17 protein-coding genes are annotated in these 18393 nt (G+C 65.7%); 12 read left to right on the top strand and 5 right to left on the bottom strand.

Annotation, left to right across the window (positions count from 1 at the left end; genetic code table 11):
- Positions 1-61 precede the first annotated feature (61 nt).
- The 12 genes from CXR43_RS16055 to hutC all read left to right on the top strand — a co-directional run bounded on the left by CXR43_RS16055 (position 62) and on the right by hutC (position 12639).
- On the top strand, positions 62-1117 hold the full coding sequence (locus CXR43_RS16055) for an ABC transporter ATP-binding protein (protein ID WP_103335775.1): 1056 nt from the start codon (positions 62-64) through the stop codon (positions 1115-1117).
- A 4-nt stretch (positions 1118-1121) separates the two neighbouring features.
- A complete protein-coding gene (locus CXR43_RS16050; RefSeq protein ID WP_103335772.1) occupies positions 1122-2033 on the top strand; it encodes an ABC transporter permease in 912 nt (303 codons plus the stop codon).
- Positions 2026-2829 (top strand): ABC transporter permease, encoded by an 804-nt coding sequence (locus tag CXR43_RS16045; RefSeq protein ID WP_103335771.1) that lies wholly within the window; start codon positions 2026-2028, stop codon positions 2827-2829. The genes CXR43_RS16050 and CXR43_RS16045 overlap by 8 nt, the downstream gene beginning before the upstream one ends.
- Positions 2830-2848: 19 nt before the next feature.
- Entirely contained in the window at positions 2849-3874 is a 1026-nt protein-coding gene (locus CXR43_RS16040) for an extracellular solute-binding protein (protein ID WP_103335769.1), read from the top strand.
- 67 nt (positions 3875-3941) lie between these two features.
- Entirely contained in the window at positions 3942-5360 is a 1419-nt protein-coding gene (locus CXR43_RS16035) for an amidase (protein WP_103335768.1), read from the top strand.
- Between the two features lies 1 nt (position 5361).
- Positions 5362-7017, top strand: a complete 1656-nt coding sequence (locus CXR43_RS16030; protein WP_103335766.1) for an amidohydrolase — start codon at positions 5362-5364, stop codon at positions 7015-7017.
- Between the two features lie 209 nt (positions 7018-7226).
- A complete protein-coding gene (locus CXR43_RS16025) occupies positions 7227-7640 on the top strand; it encodes a RidA family protein (RefSeq protein WP_103335924.1) in 414 nt (137 codons plus the stop codon).
- A gap of 4 nt (positions 7641-7644) precedes the next feature.
- Complete coding sequence (locus tag CXR43_RS16020) at positions 7645-8316, top strand: DUF1028 domain-containing protein (RefSeq protein WP_103335763.1); 672 nt, start codon at positions 7645-7647, stop codon at positions 8314-8316.
- A 19-nt stretch (positions 8317-8335) separates the two neighbouring features.
- Positions 8336-9280, top strand: coding sequence for a LysR family transcriptional regulator (locus tag CXR43_RS16015; RefSeq protein ID WP_103335761.1), 945 nt, complete (start codon positions 8336-8338; stop codon positions 9278-9280).
- A 92-nt stretch (positions 9281-9372) separates the two neighbouring features.
- Positions 9373-10605 (top strand): flavin-containing monooxygenase, encoded by a 1233-nt coding sequence (locus CXR43_RS16010; RefSeq protein WP_103335922.1) that lies wholly within the window; start codon positions 9373-9375, stop codon positions 10603-10605.
- A 120-nt stretch (positions 10606-10725) separates the two neighbouring features.
- A complete protein-coding gene (locus CXR43_RS16005; RefSeq protein WP_103335758.1) occupies positions 10726-11859 on the top strand; it encodes an aromatic ring-hydroxylating oxygenase subunit alpha in 1134 nt (377 codons plus the stop codon).
- A gap of 63 nt (positions 11860-11922) precedes the next feature.
- Positions 11923-12639: a histidine utilization transcriptional repressor HutC gene (gene hutC, locus CXR43_RS16000; protein ID WP_103335756.1), complete on the top strand. Its 717-nt coding sequence runs from the start codon at positions 11923-11925 to the stop codon at positions 12637-12639.
- Here hutC and CXR43_RS15995 read toward each other — a convergent pair.
- From CXR43_RS15995 to hutI, 5 genes are read right to left on the bottom strand one after another with little or no spacing between them, the layout of a single operon-like run.
- Entirely contained in the window at positions 12620-13126 is a 507-nt protein-coding gene (locus tag CXR43_RS15995; protein WP_103335753.1) for a HutD/Ves family protein, read from the bottom strand. The two genes, hutC and CXR43_RS15995, sit on opposite strands and share 20 nt — an antisense overlap.
- Entirely contained in the window at positions 13123-14808 is a 1686-nt protein-coding gene (gene hutU, locus CXR43_RS15990) for a urocanate hydratase (protein WP_103335750.1), read from the bottom strand. The genes CXR43_RS15995 and hutU overlap by 4 nt, the downstream gene beginning before the upstream one ends.
- A gap of 12 nt (positions 14809-14820) precedes the next feature.
- A complete protein-coding gene (gene hutG / locus CXR43_RS15985; RefSeq protein WP_103335920.1) occupies positions 14821-15612 on the bottom strand; it encodes an N-formylglutamate deformylase in 792 nt (263 codons plus the stop codon).
- Entirely contained in the window at positions 15612-17144 is a 1533-nt protein-coding gene (gene hutH, locus CXR43_RS15980; RefSeq protein ID WP_103335747.1) for a histidine ammonia-lyase, read from the bottom strand. Before hutH ends, hutG begins: the two co-directional genes overlap by 1 nt.
- A complete protein-coding gene (gene hutI, locus CXR43_RS15975; RefSeq protein ID WP_103335918.1) occupies positions 17141-18343 on the bottom strand; it encodes an imidazolonepropionase in 1203 nt (400 codons plus the stop codon). Before hutI ends, hutH begins: the two co-directional genes overlap by 4 nt.
- Between the last annotated feature and the right edge of the window lie 50 nt (positions 18344-18393).

Genomic DNA, 18393 nt, shown 5'->3' with positions numbered 1-18393 from the left:
TTTGCTTGCCCCATTGCGCAAGCAACGATCAGATTGATCAAAATATGAGGGAGCGAGTCACTTGACCCAAAAGGCGGCGATCACCGCGCAGAAGATCATCAAGGCCTTCGGTCAGGGAGCCGCCGCGCTGCGCGCCTTGGATGATGTCTCGGTGGACATCGCAACCGGAGAGTTCTTTACGTTGCTGGGTCCGTCTGGCTGCGGGAAGACCACGCTTTTGCGCCTGATCGCAGGGTTCGAGATGCCGACGGCTGGCAAGATCCTGATCGACGGCGCCGATGTGACCGAGATGCCGCCCAACCGCCGCCCGGTGAACACGGTGTTTCAGTCCTACGCCTTGTTTCCACATCTGACCGTGGCAGAAAACATCGGCTTTGGCCTGAAGATGCAGGGCAGGCCAAAGGCCGAGATTGCAGCGACAACGGCTGAAATGCTTGCACTGGTCAAGCTTGAAGCGATGGCCGAGCGCAAGACCAGCCAGCTTTCCGGCGGCCAGCAACAGCGCGTGGCCCTCGCCCGTGCGCTTGCCCCCCGCCCCAAGGTGCTGCTGTTGGATGAACCGCTGTCGGCGCTGGACCTCAAGCTGCGCAAGGAAATGCAGGTGGAACTCAAGCGGTTGCAGCTTGAAACCGGCATCACCTTTGTCTTTGTCACCCATGATCAGGAAGAAGCCCTGACCATGAGCGACCGGATCGCGGTGATGAGCGCAGGGCGCATTCAGCAGGTCGGCGCACCGCGAGACATCTACACCCGCCCGGTCAACCGCTTCGTCGCCAGCTTTATTGGCGAGACCAATTTCCTGCCGGTGACCGCAACGCCGCAAGGCGCGCGGTTGAGTACAGGCGATGTGATTGCCGCCGAGGGAGAGGGCAGCGTGCTGATCGTGCGGCCCGAACAGCTGCGCCTTGGCCCGGCAGGGGTTGGGGCCGGCCTTGCCGCTACGGTCACGGGGGTCGTTTATTTCGGCACCGATATTCACGTCAATCTGGAGCTTTCAGACGGCACCGCCCTGACCGCGCGCGTGCCAAGCCCCGTGGATGGCGGTGCGGATTTTACCACGGGTCAGCCCGTCGCCGTGACCTTTCAACCGGGCGCTGCCCGGCTGATCCGGGAGTAGCGCCATGAGCCCCGCCGAACAAAGCCAGCGCAGAAAATCCAGCCGCAATGGTTGGCTTCTGTCCGCTCCGGCGCTGAGCCTGCTGTTTCTCGCGGCATCTGGCCCGCTTCTGATCGTGCTGGTCTATTCCTTTCTGACCCCCGGCCAATATGGCAATGTGATATGGGAATTCAGTCTGGATGGCTGGGTCGGCATCCTGTTCACCCGTGACATCTTTGACGGCACGATGAATCTGGCCGACGCGCATCTGACGATTTTCTGGCGCTCGGTGAAGCTGTCACTGATGACGACGGCCCTGACCTTTGCCCTTGGCTTTCCGACCGCCTGGTTCATTGCCACCCGCCCCCCGGCGCAGCGCGCGATGTGGCTGTTCCTGATCACCATCCCATTCTGGACCAACCTGCTGATCCGCACCTTTGCCATCAACGAGGTGATCCGCAATGAAGGGCTGATGAACACGGTGCTGATCAGCCTCGGGCTGATTTCCGAACCGATCCGCCTGATCAACACCGATACGGCCGTGTTCATCGGCATGGCCTATGTCTACCTGCCGCTGATGGTGCTGCCGTTGTTCGCCGCCATCGACCGCTTTGACATGAAGCTGCTGGAGGCAGGGTATGACCTTTACGCCAGCCGGTTGCAGGTGTTGCGCCATGTCATCCTGCCCATCGTCAAGCCGGGCATCATTGCGGGATCGATCCTGGTCTTTGTGCCCTCGCTCGGGGCCTATGTCACGCCGCGCGTGCTGGGTGGTGGCAAGAACATGATGATCGGCAATTTCATCGAATTGCAGTTCGGTCAGGGGCGCAACTGGCCACTTGGTGCGGCCCTGTCGATGGCATTGCTGCTGATCGTGATGGCCGCCCTGCTGATCTATGTCCGCGCCAGCACAAAGGGGAGCAACCCGCATGGCTGAGCGCAGGTTCGAAGTGTCGCGTCTGCCCGGCTTTGCCAGCGTGGCCATTGCGGTCTTTGTCCTGCTGTACCTGCCGATCCTGACCCTGGTGGTGTTTTCGTTCAACTCGGGCCCCTCTGTCGCCGTGTGGGAGGGCTGGTCGCTGCACTGGTATGCCGACGCCTGGAACAACGAGGCCGTCAAGGGTGCCACTGCCCGGTCGCTGATCATCGCCACCTGCGCCAGTGCCATCGCCACCACCGTGGCCACCATGGCAGCCCTTGGCACCACACGGCGGGCGGCATTTGGCGGACAAACCTTTATCTATGTGGTGATCAACCAGCCGCTGATGGTGCCGGAAATCGTAACCGCCGTAGCGCTTTTGATCCTGTTCGGCGTGGTCAAACAGGCCACCGGCTATCAGGGGTTGGGCTATCTGATCCTGGCCCATGCCGCCTTTTGCACGCCCTTCGCCTATCTGCCGATCCGCGCAAGGCTGGAAGGGATGGACCTGTCCCTCGAAACCGCGGCCACAGATCTTTATGCCAATCCCTGGCAGACCTTCCGCCATGTTACCCTGCCGCTGCTGGCCCCCGGCATTGCCGCCGGGGCGATGCTGGCCTTTGTGATCAGCCTTGACGACGTGGTGATCACCGAATTCGTGAAGTCGGGCGGGCAGGACACATTGCCCACCTACATGCTGGGCCAGATGCGACGCGCCATCACGCCCGAGGTCAACGCCATCTCGACCGCCCTTCTGGGGCTGACCGTGATCTTGCTGACCTTGTTCTTCATCCTGACGCGCAAAAAAAACTGACATCACAGGGAGACGACCGATGAAACGCACATTGACAGCTCTGGCCTTTCTGGCCGCAACCACCTCATTGGCACAGGCCGAAGGGGTTCTGAACCTGTACAACTGGGGCAATTACACCGGGCCGGACCTGCTGGCAAAGTTCGAGGCGGAAACCGGCATCAAGGTCACCGTCACCGATTACGACAGCAACGACACTGCCCTGGCCAAGATCGAGGCCGGCGGGCATGGCTTTGATCTGGTGGTGCCCTCGACCAACTATGTCCCGATCTTTGTCCAAAAGGGGCTGGCGGTTGAACTTGACATGGCGAAGTTGCCCAACCACGCCAATATTGCCCCCGAATGGATGGATGTGGCCTGGGATCCGGGCCGCACGCATTCGGTTCCCTGGCAGTGGGGGTCGATCGGCATGTCGGTCAACACCGCCGTCTACACTGGCGACATCAATACATCGGCGATCTTTCTGGACGTGCCGGATGAGTTGAAAGGCAAGATCAACGTTGTCCCTGAAATGACCGATGTGGTGAACCTTGCTGTCATGTATGTCGGCGGCGAGCCCTGCACCGAAGATACCGAAGTGCTGAAAAAGGCCCGTGACGTGCTGCTGGCCGCCAAGCCGCATTGGATCAGCATGGATTACGGGGCCACCGAAAAACTGGCCAACAATGACTGGGCGGCATCGGTCAACTGGAACGGGTCCAGCATGCGGGCACGTCTGGCCAATGACACCGTTGCACATGGTTACCCCAAGGAAGGCTATCCGATCTTCATGGATTCGGTGATGCTGCTGGCCGACGCCCAGAATGTGGAGGAAGCATACACCTTCATGAACTTCATCATGGAGCCGGAAAATGCCGCGATGATCTCGGCCTTTGCGCGCTACAACAACGGCATAGCGGGTTCCGAGGCCTTCATGCCCGAAGACATGAAAACCGCCCCCGAGGTGGTGACCCCCGAAGAGCACCAGGCGGCGGGCGTGTTCCTGCCCACCTGCTCGCCCACGGCGCAGCAGTACATGACGGCAATCTGGACCGAATTGCTGAAGTAAGCTGTCCTCGCCTGTCCGTGGGGGGCGGTCTGCCCCCCACAGCTTTGACCCCAAAGGTGTAAACAGCATGGAGCTGTGCGAGCAGTCTGCCAGCGATCTGGCCCGCATGATCGCGGCGCGGCAGCTGGCCCCGTCCGAGGTGATGGCGGCCTGTCTGGCACGGATTGCCGCCGTGAACCCGCAGGTCAATGCGGTGGTGTCGTTGTGCGATGCCGATGCGCTGATGGCCAAAGCACGGGCGGCGGATGATGCACCACCGCAGGGCTGGCTGCACGGTCTGCCGCTGGCGGTCAAAGATCTGTGTGCGACCAAGGGCTTGCGGACCACGTGGGGCAGTCCTCTGTTTGCGCATCATGTGCCGCAGGCTGATGATCTGCTGGCGGCAAGAATGCGCGCCGCGGGGGCGATCTTTATCGGCAAGACCAATACACCGGAGTGGGGCCATGGCAGCCATTCCTTCAATCCGGTGTTCGGGGCCACCCGCAACCCCTATGACCTGACGCGCACGGCGGGCGGGTCATCCGGCGGCGCGGCAGCGGCGCTTGCCACGCGGATGGTGCCGGTGGCCGATGGCAGCGACATGATGGGATCTCTGCGCAACCCGGCGGGGTTCTGCAACGTCTATGGTTTCCGGCCCAGCTGGGGGCTGGTGCCCGGTGATGCCGATGGCGATACCTTCCTTGCCACCCTGGCCACCGAAGGGCCGATGGGCCGCACTGTCGAAGATGTGGCGCGGCTGTTGCAGGTGCAGGCCGGGCCAAACCCTGAGGTGCCGTTTTCAGTGCCGGTTCAGGATCTTACCGCGGGACTGGCGCAGGCGAGCCTGCGGGGCAAGCGCATTGCCTGGCTGGCCGATTGGGGCGGGGCCTATGCGATGGAACCGGGGATCGTGCCGCTGTGCGAGGCGGCGTTGCAGGTCTTTGCCGAGCAAGGGGCCGAGGTCGAGGCGGTTGCCCCGCCCTTCCCCGCCGAAAAGCTGTGGCAGGCCTGGACCACCCTGCGCGCGATGCTGAACGCGGGGCGGATGAAGCCGCTTTATGACGACCCCGCCAAGCGGGCGCTGTTGAAGCCCGAAACGCTGTGGGAAATCGAGCAGGGCCAAGGTCTTACGGCGCAGGCTGTGTTTGAGGCCTCGACCATCCGCAGCCGCTATTATGCCCATATGGCGCGGCTGTTCACCCGGTTTGACGCGATCGCGCTGCCGACGGCGCAGGTCTGGCCCTTCCCGGTCGGCTGGCGGTGGCCGCAAGAGATCAACGGGGTGACGATGGACACCTATCACCGCTGGATGGAAGTGGTGATTCCGGTCAGCCTGATCGGGCTGCCTGCCCTGTCGGTGCCCGTTGGCTTTGGGGCCAATGGTCTGCCGATGGGGATGCAACTGGCGGGGCCTGTGGGGGCCGATGCCGCCGTTCTGGCCATGGGTCAGGCCTATCACCTTGCCACCGACTGGCCGCGCAAACGCCCGCCGCAACTTGAGGACTGAGATGACACCCGATCTGATCGTGACCAATGCCCGCGTCCTGACGATGGACGCCACCCGCCCTCGTGCCGAAGCGGTGGCCATTGCGGCGGGGCGCATCCTTGCCCTTGGCACGCGCGCCGAAGTGGAGGCTCTGGCGGGGCCGGCCACGCAAGTCATTGATGCGAAAGGACGTACCGTGTTGCCGGGCTTTGTGGAAAGCCACCTGCATCTGGTGCTGGGCGGGGCCGAGCTGGGGCATCTGCATGTGTCGGGCCTGCATGGGATGGAGGCTTTGACGGATGCGTTCCGGCGGTTTGGCGCGGCACATCCGGACCGGCCGCTGCTGATGGCCCAAGGGGCGGATTATGCCATGCTGGATCATCCGGTCACCCGGCATGATCTGGATGCGATCCTGCCCGACCGCCCGATTGCGATGACCTCGCATGACCATCACACCGTCTGGGCCAATACGGCGGCCCTGCGCGCAGCGGGCATTCTGCATGGGCTGGACACGCCCCATGGGCATGAGGTGGTGATGGGGTCCGATGGCATGGCCACCGGGGAACTGCTTGAATTTGAAGCCTTTGCGCCGGTGATTGCCCTTGGGGGTGAGGCGCGGCTGAACCTTGGCATTGCGACCGGCGAGGAACCTGCATCACCGCCCAACGCGGCGGAGCGGGCGATTGACAAGGCGAAGATCGAGGCGGGGCTGCGGCACTGTGCGGCGCATGGCATCACCAGCATGGTGAACATGGATGGCAACCGCTATACGCTTGAATTGCTGCGAGAAATGCAGGCCGAGGGGCGGCTGACCGCGCGGGTGAAGGTGCCGTTCCACTTCAAGCCGCATATGGACCTGTCGGCGCTGGACCGGGCCGAGGCGATGACCCGCGACTTCAACGATGACTGGTTGCAAGCGGGTTTTGTGAAGATGTTCATGGATGGGGTGGTCGACAGCCGGACGGCCTTTATGATCCGTGATTATCCGGACCAGCCCGGGCATCGGTCTGAGCCATTGTTTTCGCAAGATATTTTCAATCGGATCGCCACAGAGATCGACCGGCGCGGCCTGCAGATTGCGGTCCATGCGATCGGAGACGGGGCGGTGCGCACCACGATCAACGGCTATGAGGCCGCGCAACAGGCCAATGGCCGCCGCGACAGCCGGCACCGGATTGAGCATATCGAGCTGATCGACCCTGCCGATATCCCCCGGCTTGGCGCGCTTGGCATTACCGCCAGCCTGCAACCGCCGCACCCGCCCGGCGCGATGGATTTTCCGCTGATGCCGACGCTGGAGCGGATCGGGCAGGCGCGATGGCAGGATGCGTATCTGTGGAAAACCCTTGCGGATCAAGGGGCTGCACTGGCCTTTGCCAGTGACTGGCCCGTGACCGATGTATCGGTGATGCGCGGCTTGCAGGCGGCGCTGACGCGCGCGCCCTATGACGGATGCGCCGATGAGCGGGTGGGGCTGATGGCCAGCCTGCACGCCTATACCGCGGGCGGGGCCTGGGCGGCGCATCGGGACACGCTGGTCGGGCGGCTGGTGCCCGGGATGGCGGCGGATCTGGTGATGATTGACGCCGATGTGGAGGCGCTGGCGCCCGAGGCCTTTGGGTCCACCCCCATCGCGCTGACGGTTTGCGGCGGGCGGATCACGCATCAGGCGATGTGACGGCAAGCGTCTGAAAATGCTTGAAATTTCAGGTATGATTTGCGTCTGATCCATGTCTGGCCTGCGTATGGTTTACGTCATGACGTTTGTGCGCAAGGGGCGGAGGTGCCGGCTTAGGAAAAACCTAAGCAGCGGGACAGGATGCCGTGCTTTTTCTTTAGCCACGGAGGGTGCATGCTGCGGCATCGCCCCCGATCACAGAGGTTCCCATGGCCCATACCCGCCACCGCAAGTTCAACACCAAGGACACCTATCCCGAACAGAAGCTGGACAATGATCTGGCGCAGGCCGTGGTGGCGCGCGGGCGCATGGTGTTCCTGCGCGGCCAGTGCCCGCAGGATCTGGACACCGCGCAGAACATCGGCAGCCATGACCCGGTGGAGCAGACCCATAAGGTGATGCAGAACATCCGGCAGCTGCTGGAGGAGGTGGGTGGCAGCATGGAACATCTGTGCAAGGTGGTGGTCTACCTGACCGATGTGCGCCACCGCGAGGCGGTGTACCGGACCATGGGCGAATATATCAAGGATGTGCATCCGGTTTCCACCGGGGTGGTGGTGACCGCGCTGGCGCGGCCGGACTGGCTGGTGGAGATTGACGGCACCGCCGTGATCCCGGATTAGCGCCATGACGTTTTCGCTGATCGCGCGCTGTGCGCGCACCGGCCAGTTCGGCATGGTTATCGCCTCATCCTCGCCTGCCGTGGCGGCGCGCTGTGCGCATGTGCGGGCCGGGGTGGGGGCGGTGGCAAGCCAGAATGTGACCGATCCAGGCCTGGGGCCGATGCTGCTGGATCAGATGGCAGCCGGGCGATCTGCGCCGGAGGCTTTGGCAAGGGTGACGGCGGGGCGGGCGCATATCGATTACCGGCAATTGCTGGTGATCGATGCGCAGGGGCATACCGCCCTTCATTCCGGGCGGCAGGTGTTGGGGGTATGGGGCGAGGCGGCGGGTGTGGATTGTGCGGCGGGGGGCAATCTGTTGGCGCATGAGGCCGTTCCCGCCGCCATGGTTGCGGGGTTTGAGGCCGCGACGGGCGATCTGGGGGCGCGGCTGATGCTGGCGCTGGAGGCGGGGCTGGCGGCGGGGGGCGAGGCGGGGCCGGTGCATTCCGCCGGGCTGATGCTGGCGGACCGGTTGAGCTGGCCGCTGGCCGATCTGCGGATCGACTGGGCGGATGACCCAATCGGGATGCTGCGGGCGGCGTGGGAGGTGTATCATCCGCAGATGCAGGCCTATGTGCAACGCGCGACAGACCCGAGCGCCGCCCCCAGCTATGGGGTGCCCGGCGATGAATGATCCCGTCTGAAAGGCCGCCATGCCCCTGCGATTCACCCTTCGGCAGCTGGAATACCTGGTCGCGGTGGGCGAGGCCGGGTCGATTGCGCTGGCGGCGGAGCGGGTGAATGTGTCGTCGCCTTCAATCTCGGCCGCGATTGCGCATCTGGAGCAGGAATTCGGGGTGCAGCTGTTTGTGCGCCGCCATGCGCAGGGGTTGTCGCTGACCAGTGCGGGGCGGCAGCTGTCTGACCACGCGCGGCAGGTTCTGGCGCAGGCGGGGCAGTTGACCGATCTGGCGGGGGCGATCACGCAGACGGTGCAGGGGCGGCTGCATGTGGGCGGGCTGATCACCTTTGCGCAGGTGATTCTGCCGCAGCTGCGGCGCAGTTTCACGCTGTTGCATCCGCAGGTGGCGTTTCACCAGTCCGAAGGCGACCAGCCAGAGCTGTATGACGGCTTGCGCAAGGGGACGCTGGACGCCGCCTTGGGCTATGACCTCAACATCCCAGCGGAGCTTGAATTTGTGCCGCTGGTCAGCTTGACCCCCTATGCCGTGCTGGCGGTTGGCCATCCGCTGGCCGGGTGCGAGACTGTGACCCCGCAGGATCTGGCCGCGCATCCGATGGTGCTGCTGGATCTGCCCTTGTCGGCCGATTATTTCCTGTCCTGCTTTGAGGCGGATGGGGTCAAGCCGCGAATCGTGGAGCGGACGCGGGACATGGGGGTGATGCAAAGCCTTGTCGGGCAAGGCTTTGGCTATTCCATCGCCAATATCCGGCCTTGGTCGGACCGGTCGCCCGATGGCCAGCCGCTGCGCTTTGTGCCGCTGGTGGGGGCGGTGCGGCCGATGCGGCTGGGGCTGATCCTGACGCCGGGGGCGCAGGCCGCGCTGACGGTGCGCAGCTTTGTGACCCATTGCCGCGAGGCGCTGACGCCCGACAAGGTGCGCAGCCTGCGCCCGGTTGTGGACCCCGGCGCTTAGGCGGTGCCTAAGCAAAGCTAAGACAGGTCATGGTTTTTCCAAAGCAGGGGGCGGGGTAGTCTGTGGGCATCCTGTTGCGGAAAGGGTGGCCGATGGCTGTGGAGACTGTCAACACATTGGTGATCGGGGCCGGTCAGGCCGGGATTGCGACCTCGGCCCATCTGGCGCAACGGGGCGTGCCGCATCTGGTGCTGGAACGCGCGCGGATTGCCGAACGCTGGCGGTCGGAACGCTGGGAGTCGCTGGTGGCCAATGGCCCGGCCTGGCATGACCGCTTTCCCGGACAGGAATTTGAAGGGTTGGACCCGGATGCCTTTGCCGGGAAAGAGCAGGTGGCGGCGTATTTCGAGGCCTTTGCGGCGAAGATCAACGCCCCCGTGCGCTGCGGGGTGGAGGTGGTGGCGCTGCACCGCACGGCGGCGGGGTTTCGCGCGGAAACCCGGGACGGGGTGATCGAAGCCGCGCAGGTGGTGGTGGCCACCGGGCCGTTCCAGAAGCCGCTGATCCCCGACATGGTGCCGGCGCGGGCGGGGCTGATGCAGCTGCACTCCAGCGCGTACAAGGCGCCCGGCCAGTTGCCTGCGGGGGCGGTGCTGGTGGTGGGGGCGGGATCGTCGGGCGCGCAGATTGCCGAGGAATTGCAGCGGTCGGGGCGTCAGGTGTTTCTGTCGGTCGGGCCGCATGACCGCCCGCCACGGCGCTACCGGGGGCAGGATTTCGTCTGGTGGCTGGGGAAACTGGGCAAGTGGGACGCCAAGGCCAAGGAACCGGGGACCGAGCATGTGACGATTGCGGTCAGCGGGGCCTATGGCGGGCAGACGATGGATTTCCGCCGGCTGGCCGCGCAGGGCGTGGTGCTGCTGGGGCGGGCCAATGGCTTTGCCGATGGGGCGGTGACGGTGAACGGTGATCTGGCGCAGAACATCGCGCGGGGGGATGCCAATTACCTGTCGGTGCTGGATGAGGCGGATGCCTATGCCGCCGCCCATGGGTTGAGCTTGCCCGAGGAGCCAAGCGCGCGGGTATTTGCGCCCTTGCCGGGTTGTGTGACGCAGCCCCGGCTGTCGCTGGATCTGGCGGCAGAGGGGGTGACCAGCATTGTCTGGGCCACGGGCTATGCGCTGGATTATGGCTGGATCAAGATTGATGCCTTCGACGCGCAGGGCCGCCCGCTGCACCGCGAGGGCGTGGCGCAGGTGCCGGGGTTGTATTTCGTCGGGCTGCCCTGGCTGTCGTGCCGGGGGTCGGCCTTCATCTGGGGGGCCTGGCGCGATGCGGAACGGCTGGCCGCGCATATTGCGGCGCGGGTGCCTGCACATGCCTGAGCCGCAGGCACCCCGGCCGATGCCGCGCGCAAAGGACGGCGATCCGGCCACAGCGCGCTTGCCCGAGAGGCGATGCTTGCGCATTCTGACACAGGAACCCATGGCAGACGGAGGTGTCTGATGACCCGCCACGACCCGGAGCTGACCCCCCTTGCCGAATTGCGCGCCAATGTGGCGCAGCCCTTCGCGCGGGCAAAGGCGATGCCGAAATCGGTCTATACCTCGCCGGAGTTTGCGGCGCTGGAGGAGGAGCATATCTTTGCCCGCGACTGGCTGTGTGCCGGGCGGGCCGATGCGCTGCCCAACCCCGGCGATTACCTGACGATGGAAATCTCGGGCGAGCCGATCATCATCCTGCGCGACCGTGAGGGCGTGCTGCGGGGGTTGTCCAATGTTTGCCGCCACCGGATGAGCACGCTGCTGGAAGGGCGCGGCAATACACGGGCCATCGTCTGCCCCTATCATGCCTGGACCTATAACCTTGACGGCAGCTTGCGCGGGGCGCCTGCGATGACGCTCAATGAATCGTTCTGCAAGGACCAGATCGCGCTGCCCAAGGTGCGGGTGGAGGATTGGCTGGGCTGGATCATGGTCACGCTGAACCCGGATGCGCCGCCCCCCGCAGAGGTGCTGCGCGATGTGGAGGATCTGGTCGGCTATCTGGATATGGGGAAATATGTGGAGGCGTTCCGTGAGGAGTTTCACTGGAACACCAACTGGAAGGTGCTGGCCGAGAATTTCATGGAAAGCTATCACCTGCCGGTCTGCCATCAGGACACGATCGGCGGCACGGTGGATCTGCTCAAGATGACCTGCCCCGAAGGGTTTCCGGCGTTCAATTACCATTACATCGTCAAGAATGACTCCCTGCCGCTGACGCTGGCGCATCCGTCAAACACCACGCTGGTGGGGGAGGAGCGGCGGATCACCTGGTTGTTGTCGATCTACCCTGCCCTCTTGATCACCCTGACGCCGGGGTATTTCTGGTATCTGTGCCTGACGCCCGACGGGCCGGGCAAGGTGCATGTGCTGTTTGGCGGCGGCCTTGCGCCCGATTGGGCGGCGGACCCGGAGGCCCCGGCGCATTTCGCGGCGCTGAAGGCGCTGCTGGATGATGTGAATGTGGAAGACAAGGGCTGTGTGGAACGGGTGTACCGGGGGCTGTGTGCGGATCTGTCCACCCCCGGGGCGCTGAGCCATCTGGAGCGGCCGAATTTCGAATTCGCCAATTATATCGCCAGCAAGATGCCCTGAGCCCGCCGCTTGTTCCCCCTGCCCCGCGCGTCTAGGTTGGTCCCTGACCAGAGCGAGGGCCAAGTGGACAGCCGCACCACCCATCACGACCGCATCCTTGCAGAGTTGCGCGACAGGATCACCGGTGGTGACTGGCCGCCGGGGTTTCAACTGCCGTTCGAGACGGCTTTGGCGGAACGCCATGGCGTGTCGCGGATGACGATGAACAAGGTGCTGGGCCAGCTGACCCGCGAAGGCTTTCTGGTGCGGCGCAAGAAGCTGGGCACCTTTGTGGCGCAGCCGATGGCGCAGGCGGCGGTGATGGCGATTCCCGATATCGAGGCCGAGGTGCGCGCACTTGGTCTGGAGTGGCGGTTTGCGCTGACGCTGCGGGCGCTGCGCCCGCCGCGCAAGGATGAGATGCAGGCCGCGCGCCTTGACGCTGCGACCGAGGTGCTGGCTCTGGAAGGGGTGCATTATGCCGGAGAGCAACCGTTCTGCCATGAGGCGCGCATCATCAACCCGGTCAGCGCGCCTGCCGCGCTGGAGCAGGATTTTCGTGCTGTCGCCCCCGGTCAATGGCTGTTGCGCAAGATCCCGTGGACATCGGCCGAGCACCGCATAAGGGCGCTGAACGCGCCTGCGCCGATGGCGCGGGCCCTGGCGCTGCCGGTGGGGGAGGCCTGTCTGGAAGTCACCCGCCGGACCGAGAGTGCGGGGCTTTGGGTGACCCTGGTCAGCCAGACCTACCCCGGCGCAAGGCACCAGCTGGTCAGCCGGTTCACGCCGGAGGCGGGCTAGGCAGGTGGACCGCGATGGCGGGGGTGCCGGTCAGTGCCGCCAGCAGACCTGGGTCGGCCTGGTGCAGATCCAGCAGATCCAGCCGTGCCAGCCCGGCGGCGGGGGCCAGCAGCAGGGCAAAGCGGGCGTCCGGGGCCAAGGGGCCGGTGGTAACGCGCGCGCGCAGGGGGCGGCGGGTCATCACGTTGAAATCAAGGAGCGGCGGCCCGGTCAGTTGCGCGGTGCAGGGGGTATCACCGGCAAAGGCGAAAGGCGGGCTGCCGGGGCCGAGGGGGTGGGTCTTGCCGTCGATGGTCAGGACCATGGCGCCGCCTTCGATCACCGTCAGCGAGAACGGGCCGGAGGTTTCCACCCGCGCGGTGCTGAGGCGCAGGGTGAAGTCTTTGAGGCCCGCCCCTTCGGGCCAGCACAGGATCTCTGCCGTCTGGCCGCCGCCGTTCTTCCACGGGCGGAAGCTGCGGGCGGCGGCGGGATAGAGGCCGTTCACAGGAGGCCCGGCAGGCGCAGCCCGTGATCTGCGGCGCAGGTGCGGGCTGTGTCATAGCCCGCATCGGCATGGCGCATGACGCCGGTGGCGGGGTCGTTCCACAACACGCGTTCAAGCCGTTTGGCGGCCTCGTCGCTGCCATCGGCCACGATCACCACGCCCGCATGCTGGCTGAACCCCATGCCCACCCCGCCGCCATGGTGGATCGACACCCATGTGGCCCCGCCCGCCACGTTGAGCATGGCGTTCAGCAGCGGCCAGTCGGAGACGGCATCGGAGCCATCCTTCATCGCCTCGGTCTCGCGGTTTGGGCTGGCGACGGAGCCGGAGTCCAGATGGTCGCGCCCGATCACCACGGGGGCTTTCAGCTCTCCGCTGCGGACCATGTCATTCAGCATCAGCCCGGCGCGGTGGCGGTCGCCCAGACCGATCCAGCAGATGCGGGCGGGCAGGCCCTGAAAGGCGATGCGATCAGCCGCCATGTCAAGCCAGCGGTGCAGATGGGTGTTGTCGGGGAAGAGTTTCTTCATCGCGGCGTCGGTCTTGTAGATGTCCTCGGGGTCGCCCGACAGGGCCACCCAGCGGAACGGGCCGATGCCTTTGCAGAACAGCGGGCGGATATAGGCGGGGACGAAGCCGGGGAAGGCAAAGGCGTTTTCCAAGCCTTCTTCCTTGGCGACCTGCCGGATGTTGTTGCCGTAATCCAGCGTCGGCACGCCCGCGTTCCAGAAGCCCACCATCGCCGCCACATGGTCGCGCATCGAGGCGCGGGCGGCTGCCTCCACCGCTGCGGGGTCGGTTTCGCGTTTTGCCTGCCATTCGGCCACGGTCCAGCCGCGGGGCAGATAGCCGTTGAGCGGGTCATGGGCCGAGGTCTGGTCGGTGACGATATCGGGGCGGGTGTTGGGCATCGGCTCGCCCGCTTGCATGCGGCGGTAGATCTCGGGGAAGATGTCTGCGGCATTGCCGATCAGGGCGACGGATTTCGCCTCGCCCGCCTTGGTCCATTGGTCGATCAGGGCGAGGGCTTCATCCAAGGTATGGGCCTTGGCGTCGCAATAGCGGGTGCGGATGCGGAAATCGGCGCGGGTCTCGTCGCATTCCACGGCGAGGCAGCAGGCGCCTGCCATCACCGCCGCAAGGGGTTGCGCGCCGCCCATGCCGCCCAGGCCCGCGGTCAGAATCCAGCGGCCTTTCAGGCTGCCGTCGTAATGCTGGCGACCGGCTTCGGCGAAGGTCTCATAGGTGCCCTGCACGATGCCTTGGGTGCCGATGTAGATCCAGGACCCGGCGGTCATCTGGCCGTACATCATCAGGCCCTTGCGATCGAGGTCGTGGAAATGCGCCCATGTGGCCCAGTGGGGGACAAGGTTGGAATTGGCGATCAGCACGCGGGGGGCATCCGTGTGGGTGCGGAAGATGCCGACCGGCTTGCCGGATTGCACCAGCAGGGTTTCATCTGACTCGAGGTCACGCAAGGAGGCGCAGATACGGTCAAAATCCTCCCATGTGCGGGCGGCGCGACCGATGCCGCCGTAGACCACCAGTTCATGCGGGTTTTCGGCCACATCGGGGTGCAGGTTGTTCATCAGCATGCGCAGGGCGGCCTCGGTCAGCCAGCTTTTGCAGGTGATGTCGGTGCCGGTGGCGGGGTAGATGTCGCGGGTGTTGTGGCGGGTCATGTTTGCCTCCTGTCAGCGGGCCAGACGCGGGGCCAGATCGGCCAGCGTGGCGAGGATTTGGGTAAGGGTCTGGCGCAGATGGGCGCTGCGGGCGGGGTGCAGCGCGAAGGGCGGGGCTTCGGTCTCCAGATGGGTGATCTGCGACAGTTCCATCTGGAGGACGTGCACTTGCGCCTCGGGGTGGCCATAGTGGCGGGTGGTCCAGCCGCCCTTGAAGCGCCCGTTCAGCACCCATGTGTGGCCGGAGGCGGCGGCGATCCGGGTCACCGCTTGCTCCAGTTCGGGGGCGCAGGTGGTGCCATTGTTGGTGCCGATGTTGAGGTCGGGCAGTGTGCCGGGGAACAGCCACGGGATCTGCGAGCGGATGGAGTGGCAGTCATAGAGGATTGCGACCCCGTGGCGCGCCTGGACGCGGGCGATTTCAGACGCGAGGGCGGCGTGGTAGGGCTGGTGCACGGCTTGCAGCCAATGCGCCACATCCTGCGGGCCGGGCGGCTGCTGCCAGATCGGCACATTGTCGAAGGTGGTCTCCGGGATCAGGCCGGTGGTGGTCTGGCCGGGGTAGAGGCTGGCGCCTGACGGGTCGCGGTTGAGGTCGATCACATAGCGCGATTGCGTGGCGGTGACGGTGGTCAGGCCAGGGATCAGGTTGGCGTAGAGGGTGTGGATATGCCAGTCGGTGTCGCGCAAGCGCTGGCCTTCGGCGTTCAGGCGGGCGGCGACCTGTGGCGGGAGTTCGGTGCCGACATGCGGGAAGGCGAGGATGAGCGGGCCGTCGCCCCGGCGCACCTGAACGGGGTACATCATGCCACCCATGGCAGAAGGTCCGCGCCGGCCGCCTCCAGCGCGCCGGAGGCGACCAGATCGCCCGCCGCCTCCATATCGGTGCCCATGAAGCGGTCTGCCTCCAGCGCCGGAATTTGGGCGCGGATTGCGGCAATCGCGGCCTGCAAGGCGGGGGAGGTTGTGAGTGGGCCGCGCATTTCGACACCTTGCGCGGCCACCATCGCCTCAACCCCGATGATCCAGTTCAGGTTCTGGGTCATGGCCAGCAGGCGCCGCGCGCCGTGGCAGGCCATCGACACGTGATCCTCTTGGTTGGCCGAGGTGGGGGTGGAATCGACCGAGGCCGGGTGCGCCAGCATCTTGTTTTCGCTCATCAAGGCGGCGGAGGTGACTTCGGCGATCATCAGGCCCGAGTTCAGGCCCGGTTTTGGGGTGAGGAACCCCGGCAGGCCGAAGTTCAGCGCGGGATCGACCAGCAGGGCGATGCGGCGTTGGGCGATGGCGCCGATTTCGGCGACCGCCAAGGCGGTGATGTCGGCGGCGAAGGCCACGGGTTCGGCGTGGAAATTGCCGCCAGAGACGACCGAGCCATCCGACAGGACCAGCGGGTTGTCGGTTGCGGCATTCGCCTCGATCTCCAGCGTGCGGGCGACGCCCCGCAGAATGTCCAGCGCGGCCCCCGCCACCTGTGGATGGCAGCGGATGCAGTAGGGGTCTTGCACGCGTTCATCGCCCGTTACGTGGCTGTCGCGGATCTGGCTGCCGGTCAGCAGGGCGCGCAAGCTGGCGGCCACGTCGATCTGGCCCCGATGGCCGCGCAAGGCGTGGATTTCCGCCGCAAAGGGGGCGGTGGAGCCCATGGCGGCATCGGTGGACAGCGCGCCGGTGACGATGGCCGCGCGCAGGGCGCGTTCGGCCCGGAACAGGCCGGCGAGGGCGAGGGCGGTGGAGACCTGCGTGCCGTTGATCAGCGCCAGACCTTCCTTGGCGGCCAGTACCACCGGGGCCAGACCGGCGCTTGCCAAGGCTTGCGCCCCCGGCAGGCGGGTGTCGCCGACAAAGGCTTCGCCTTCGCCGATCATCACCGCTGCCATATGGGCAAGCGGGGCCAGATCGCCAGAGGCGCCGACCGAGCCTTTTTCGGGGATTACCGGCATTATGTTATGGGCGAGCATCCCCTCAATCAGCGCCACCACCTCTGGCCGCGTGCCGGAGGCGCCGCGGCCAAGTGACATCAGCTTGAGCGTCAGGATCAGGCGCACCACGGAGGCGTCGAGCGGGGCCCCTACCCCGCAGCAATGCGACAGGATCAGGTTGCGCTGCAACTGCGCCACATCACCCGCTGCGATGCGGATGGAGGCAAGTTTGCCAAAGCCGGTATTGACGCCGTAGACCGCTGCGTCGCCTGCGGCGACTTCGGCAATCCGGGCCGCGGCGCGGGCCACGGCGGGGGCGCAGGCGGGGGTCAGGCTGGGCGCGCCGCCCTGCCAGTAGAGGTGACGCAAGGTAGACAGCGGCACTGTGCCGGGGGTCAGGATCATGTCGGTCATGCGACCCGCTCTCCTTGATAGATCCGCGCATGCAGCGGGTTGAATCCGATCCGCGCCACCAGTTGCGCCGGGGTTTGCACATCCCACAGCGCCATATCCGCCGCGAGGCCGGGGGCGATGCGCCCGGTAACATCTTGCAGGCCCAGCGCGCGGGCGGCATGGGCGGTGACGGCCAGCAGACATTCGGCCACGGTCAGGCGGAACAGCGTGGCCCCCATGTTCATGGTGAGCAGGATGGAGGTCAGCGGCGAGGTGCCGGGGTTGCAATCGGTGGCCAGCGCCATCGACACGCCCGCCGCCCGGAAGGCGGCCACCGGGGGCAGGACGGTTTCGCGCAAGGTATAAAAGGCACCGGGCAGCAGCACGGCCACGGTGCCGGAGGCGGCCATGGCCTGCGCGTCTGCCGCAGTTGCGTGTTCCAGATGGTCTGCCGACAGGGCGTTGTAGCCGCAGGCAAAGGCGGTGCCCCCGCTCTGCGACAGCTGTTCGGCATGGATCTTGACCGGAAGGCCCAAAGCGCGGGCGTGATCGTAGAGCGGAGCCAGTTGGTCGGGCGTGAACGCGATGGTTTCGCAGAAACTGTCCACCGCATCGACCAGACCTTCGGCATGGGCGGCGGTCAGGCCGGGAATCGCCACCTCGGCGATATAGGCCTCGGGGCGGCCTTCATAATCTGGCGGAAGGGCATGGGCGGCCAGCCATGTGGTGCAGATGCGCACCCGCCGTGCCTGGCCCAACGCGCGGGCGGCGCGCAGCATGGTCAGCTCTGCCGCAACCGACAGGCCGTAGCCGGATTTGACCTCGACCGTGCCGGTGCCTTCGGCCAGCAGATGATCCAGCCTTGGCAGGCTGGCGGCCACCAGCGAATCCACATCCATGGCGCGTGTGGCGCGCATGCTGGCCCTGATGCCGCCGCCCTGTGCCGCGATCTGGGCATAGGGCACGCCATCGAGCCGCATTTCGAATTCGGTCGCCCGGTCGCCGCCGAAGACCAGATGGGTGTGGCAGTCGATCGGGGCGGGGGTCAGCAGGCGGCCTGCGCAATCCATGATCGCGGCCCCGGCACGGGGGAGCGCCGGGCCGACGGCGAGGATCTGGCCGCCTTCGGTCAGCACCTCCAGCGCGCCCGGCTGCGGGGCGCGGGGGATGCCGCCATCGGCGGTAACAACCCTTGCATTGGTCCAGAGCGTGGCTGGCATGGCGGCCCCCTTTGGCAGGTGGGAAAGGGTGTGTGGAAAAGGTTTTGCTT

This window comes from Pseudotabrizicola formosa, assembly GCF_002900965.1.
Classification (GTDB): Bacteria; Pseudomonadota; Alphaproteobacteria; order Rhodobacterales; family Rhodobacteraceae; genus Pseudotabrizicola; species Pseudotabrizicola formosa.
This window is presented reverse-complemented; position numbering and strand designations above follow the sequence as displayed.

Bases quoted from the DNA above. Each gene is read 5' to 3' on its own strand.
- CXR43_RS16005 (WP_103335758.1), top strand. From the start codon at position 10,726: ATGACCCGCCACGACCCGGAGCTGACCCCCCTTGCCGAATTGCGCGCC.
- CXR43_RS16010 (WP_103335922.1), top strand. From the start codon at position 9,373: ATGGCTGTGGAGACTGTCAACACATTGGTGATCGGGGCCGGTCAGGCC.
- hutU (WP_103335750.1), bottom strand. From the start codon at position 14,808: ATGACCCGCCACAACACCCGCGACATCTACCCCGCCACCGGCACCGAC.
- CXR43_RS16045 (WP_103335771.1), top strand. From the start codon at position 2,026: ATGGCTGAGCGCAGGTTCGAAGTGTCGCGTCTGCCCGGCTTTGCCAGC.
- CXR43_RS16040 (WP_103335769.1), top strand. From the start codon at position 2,849: ATGAAACGCACATTGACAGCTCTGGCCTTTCTGGCCGCAACCACCTCA.
- hutG (WP_103335920.1), bottom strand. From the start codon at position 15,612: ATGTACCCCGTTCAGGTGCGCCGGGGCGACGGCCCGCTCATCCTCGCC.
- CXR43_RS16020 (WP_103335763.1), top strand. From the start codon at position 7,645: ATGACGTTTTCGCTGATCGCGCGCTGTGCGCGCACCGGCCAGTTCGGC.
- CXR43_RS16035 (WP_103335768.1), top strand. From the start codon at position 3,942: ATGGAGCTGTGCGAGCAGTCTGCCAGCGATCTGGCCCGCATGATCGCG.
- hutI (WP_103335918.1), bottom strand. From the start codon at position 18,343: ATGCCAGCCACGCTCTGGACCAATGCAAGGGTTGTTACCGCCGATGGC.
- CXR43_RS16050 (WP_103335772.1), top strand. From the start codon at position 1,122: ATGAGCCCCGCCGAACAAAGCCAGCGCAGAAAATCCAGCCGCAATGGT.
- CXR43_RS16025 (WP_103335924.1), top strand. From the start codon at position 7,227: ATGGCCCATACCCGCCACCGCAAGTTCAACACCAAGGACACCTATCCC.
- CXR43_RS16030 (WP_103335766.1), top strand. From the start codon at position 5,362: ATGACACCCGATCTGATCGTGACCAATGCCCGCGTCCTGACGATGGAC.
- hutH (WP_103335747.1), bottom strand. From the start codon at position 17,144: ATGACCGACATGATCCTGACCCCCGGCACAGTGCCGCTGTCTACCTTG.
- CXR43_RS16015 (WP_103335761.1), top strand. From the start codon at position 8,336: ATGCCCCTGCGATTCACCCTTCGGCAGCTGGAATACCTGGTCGCGGTG.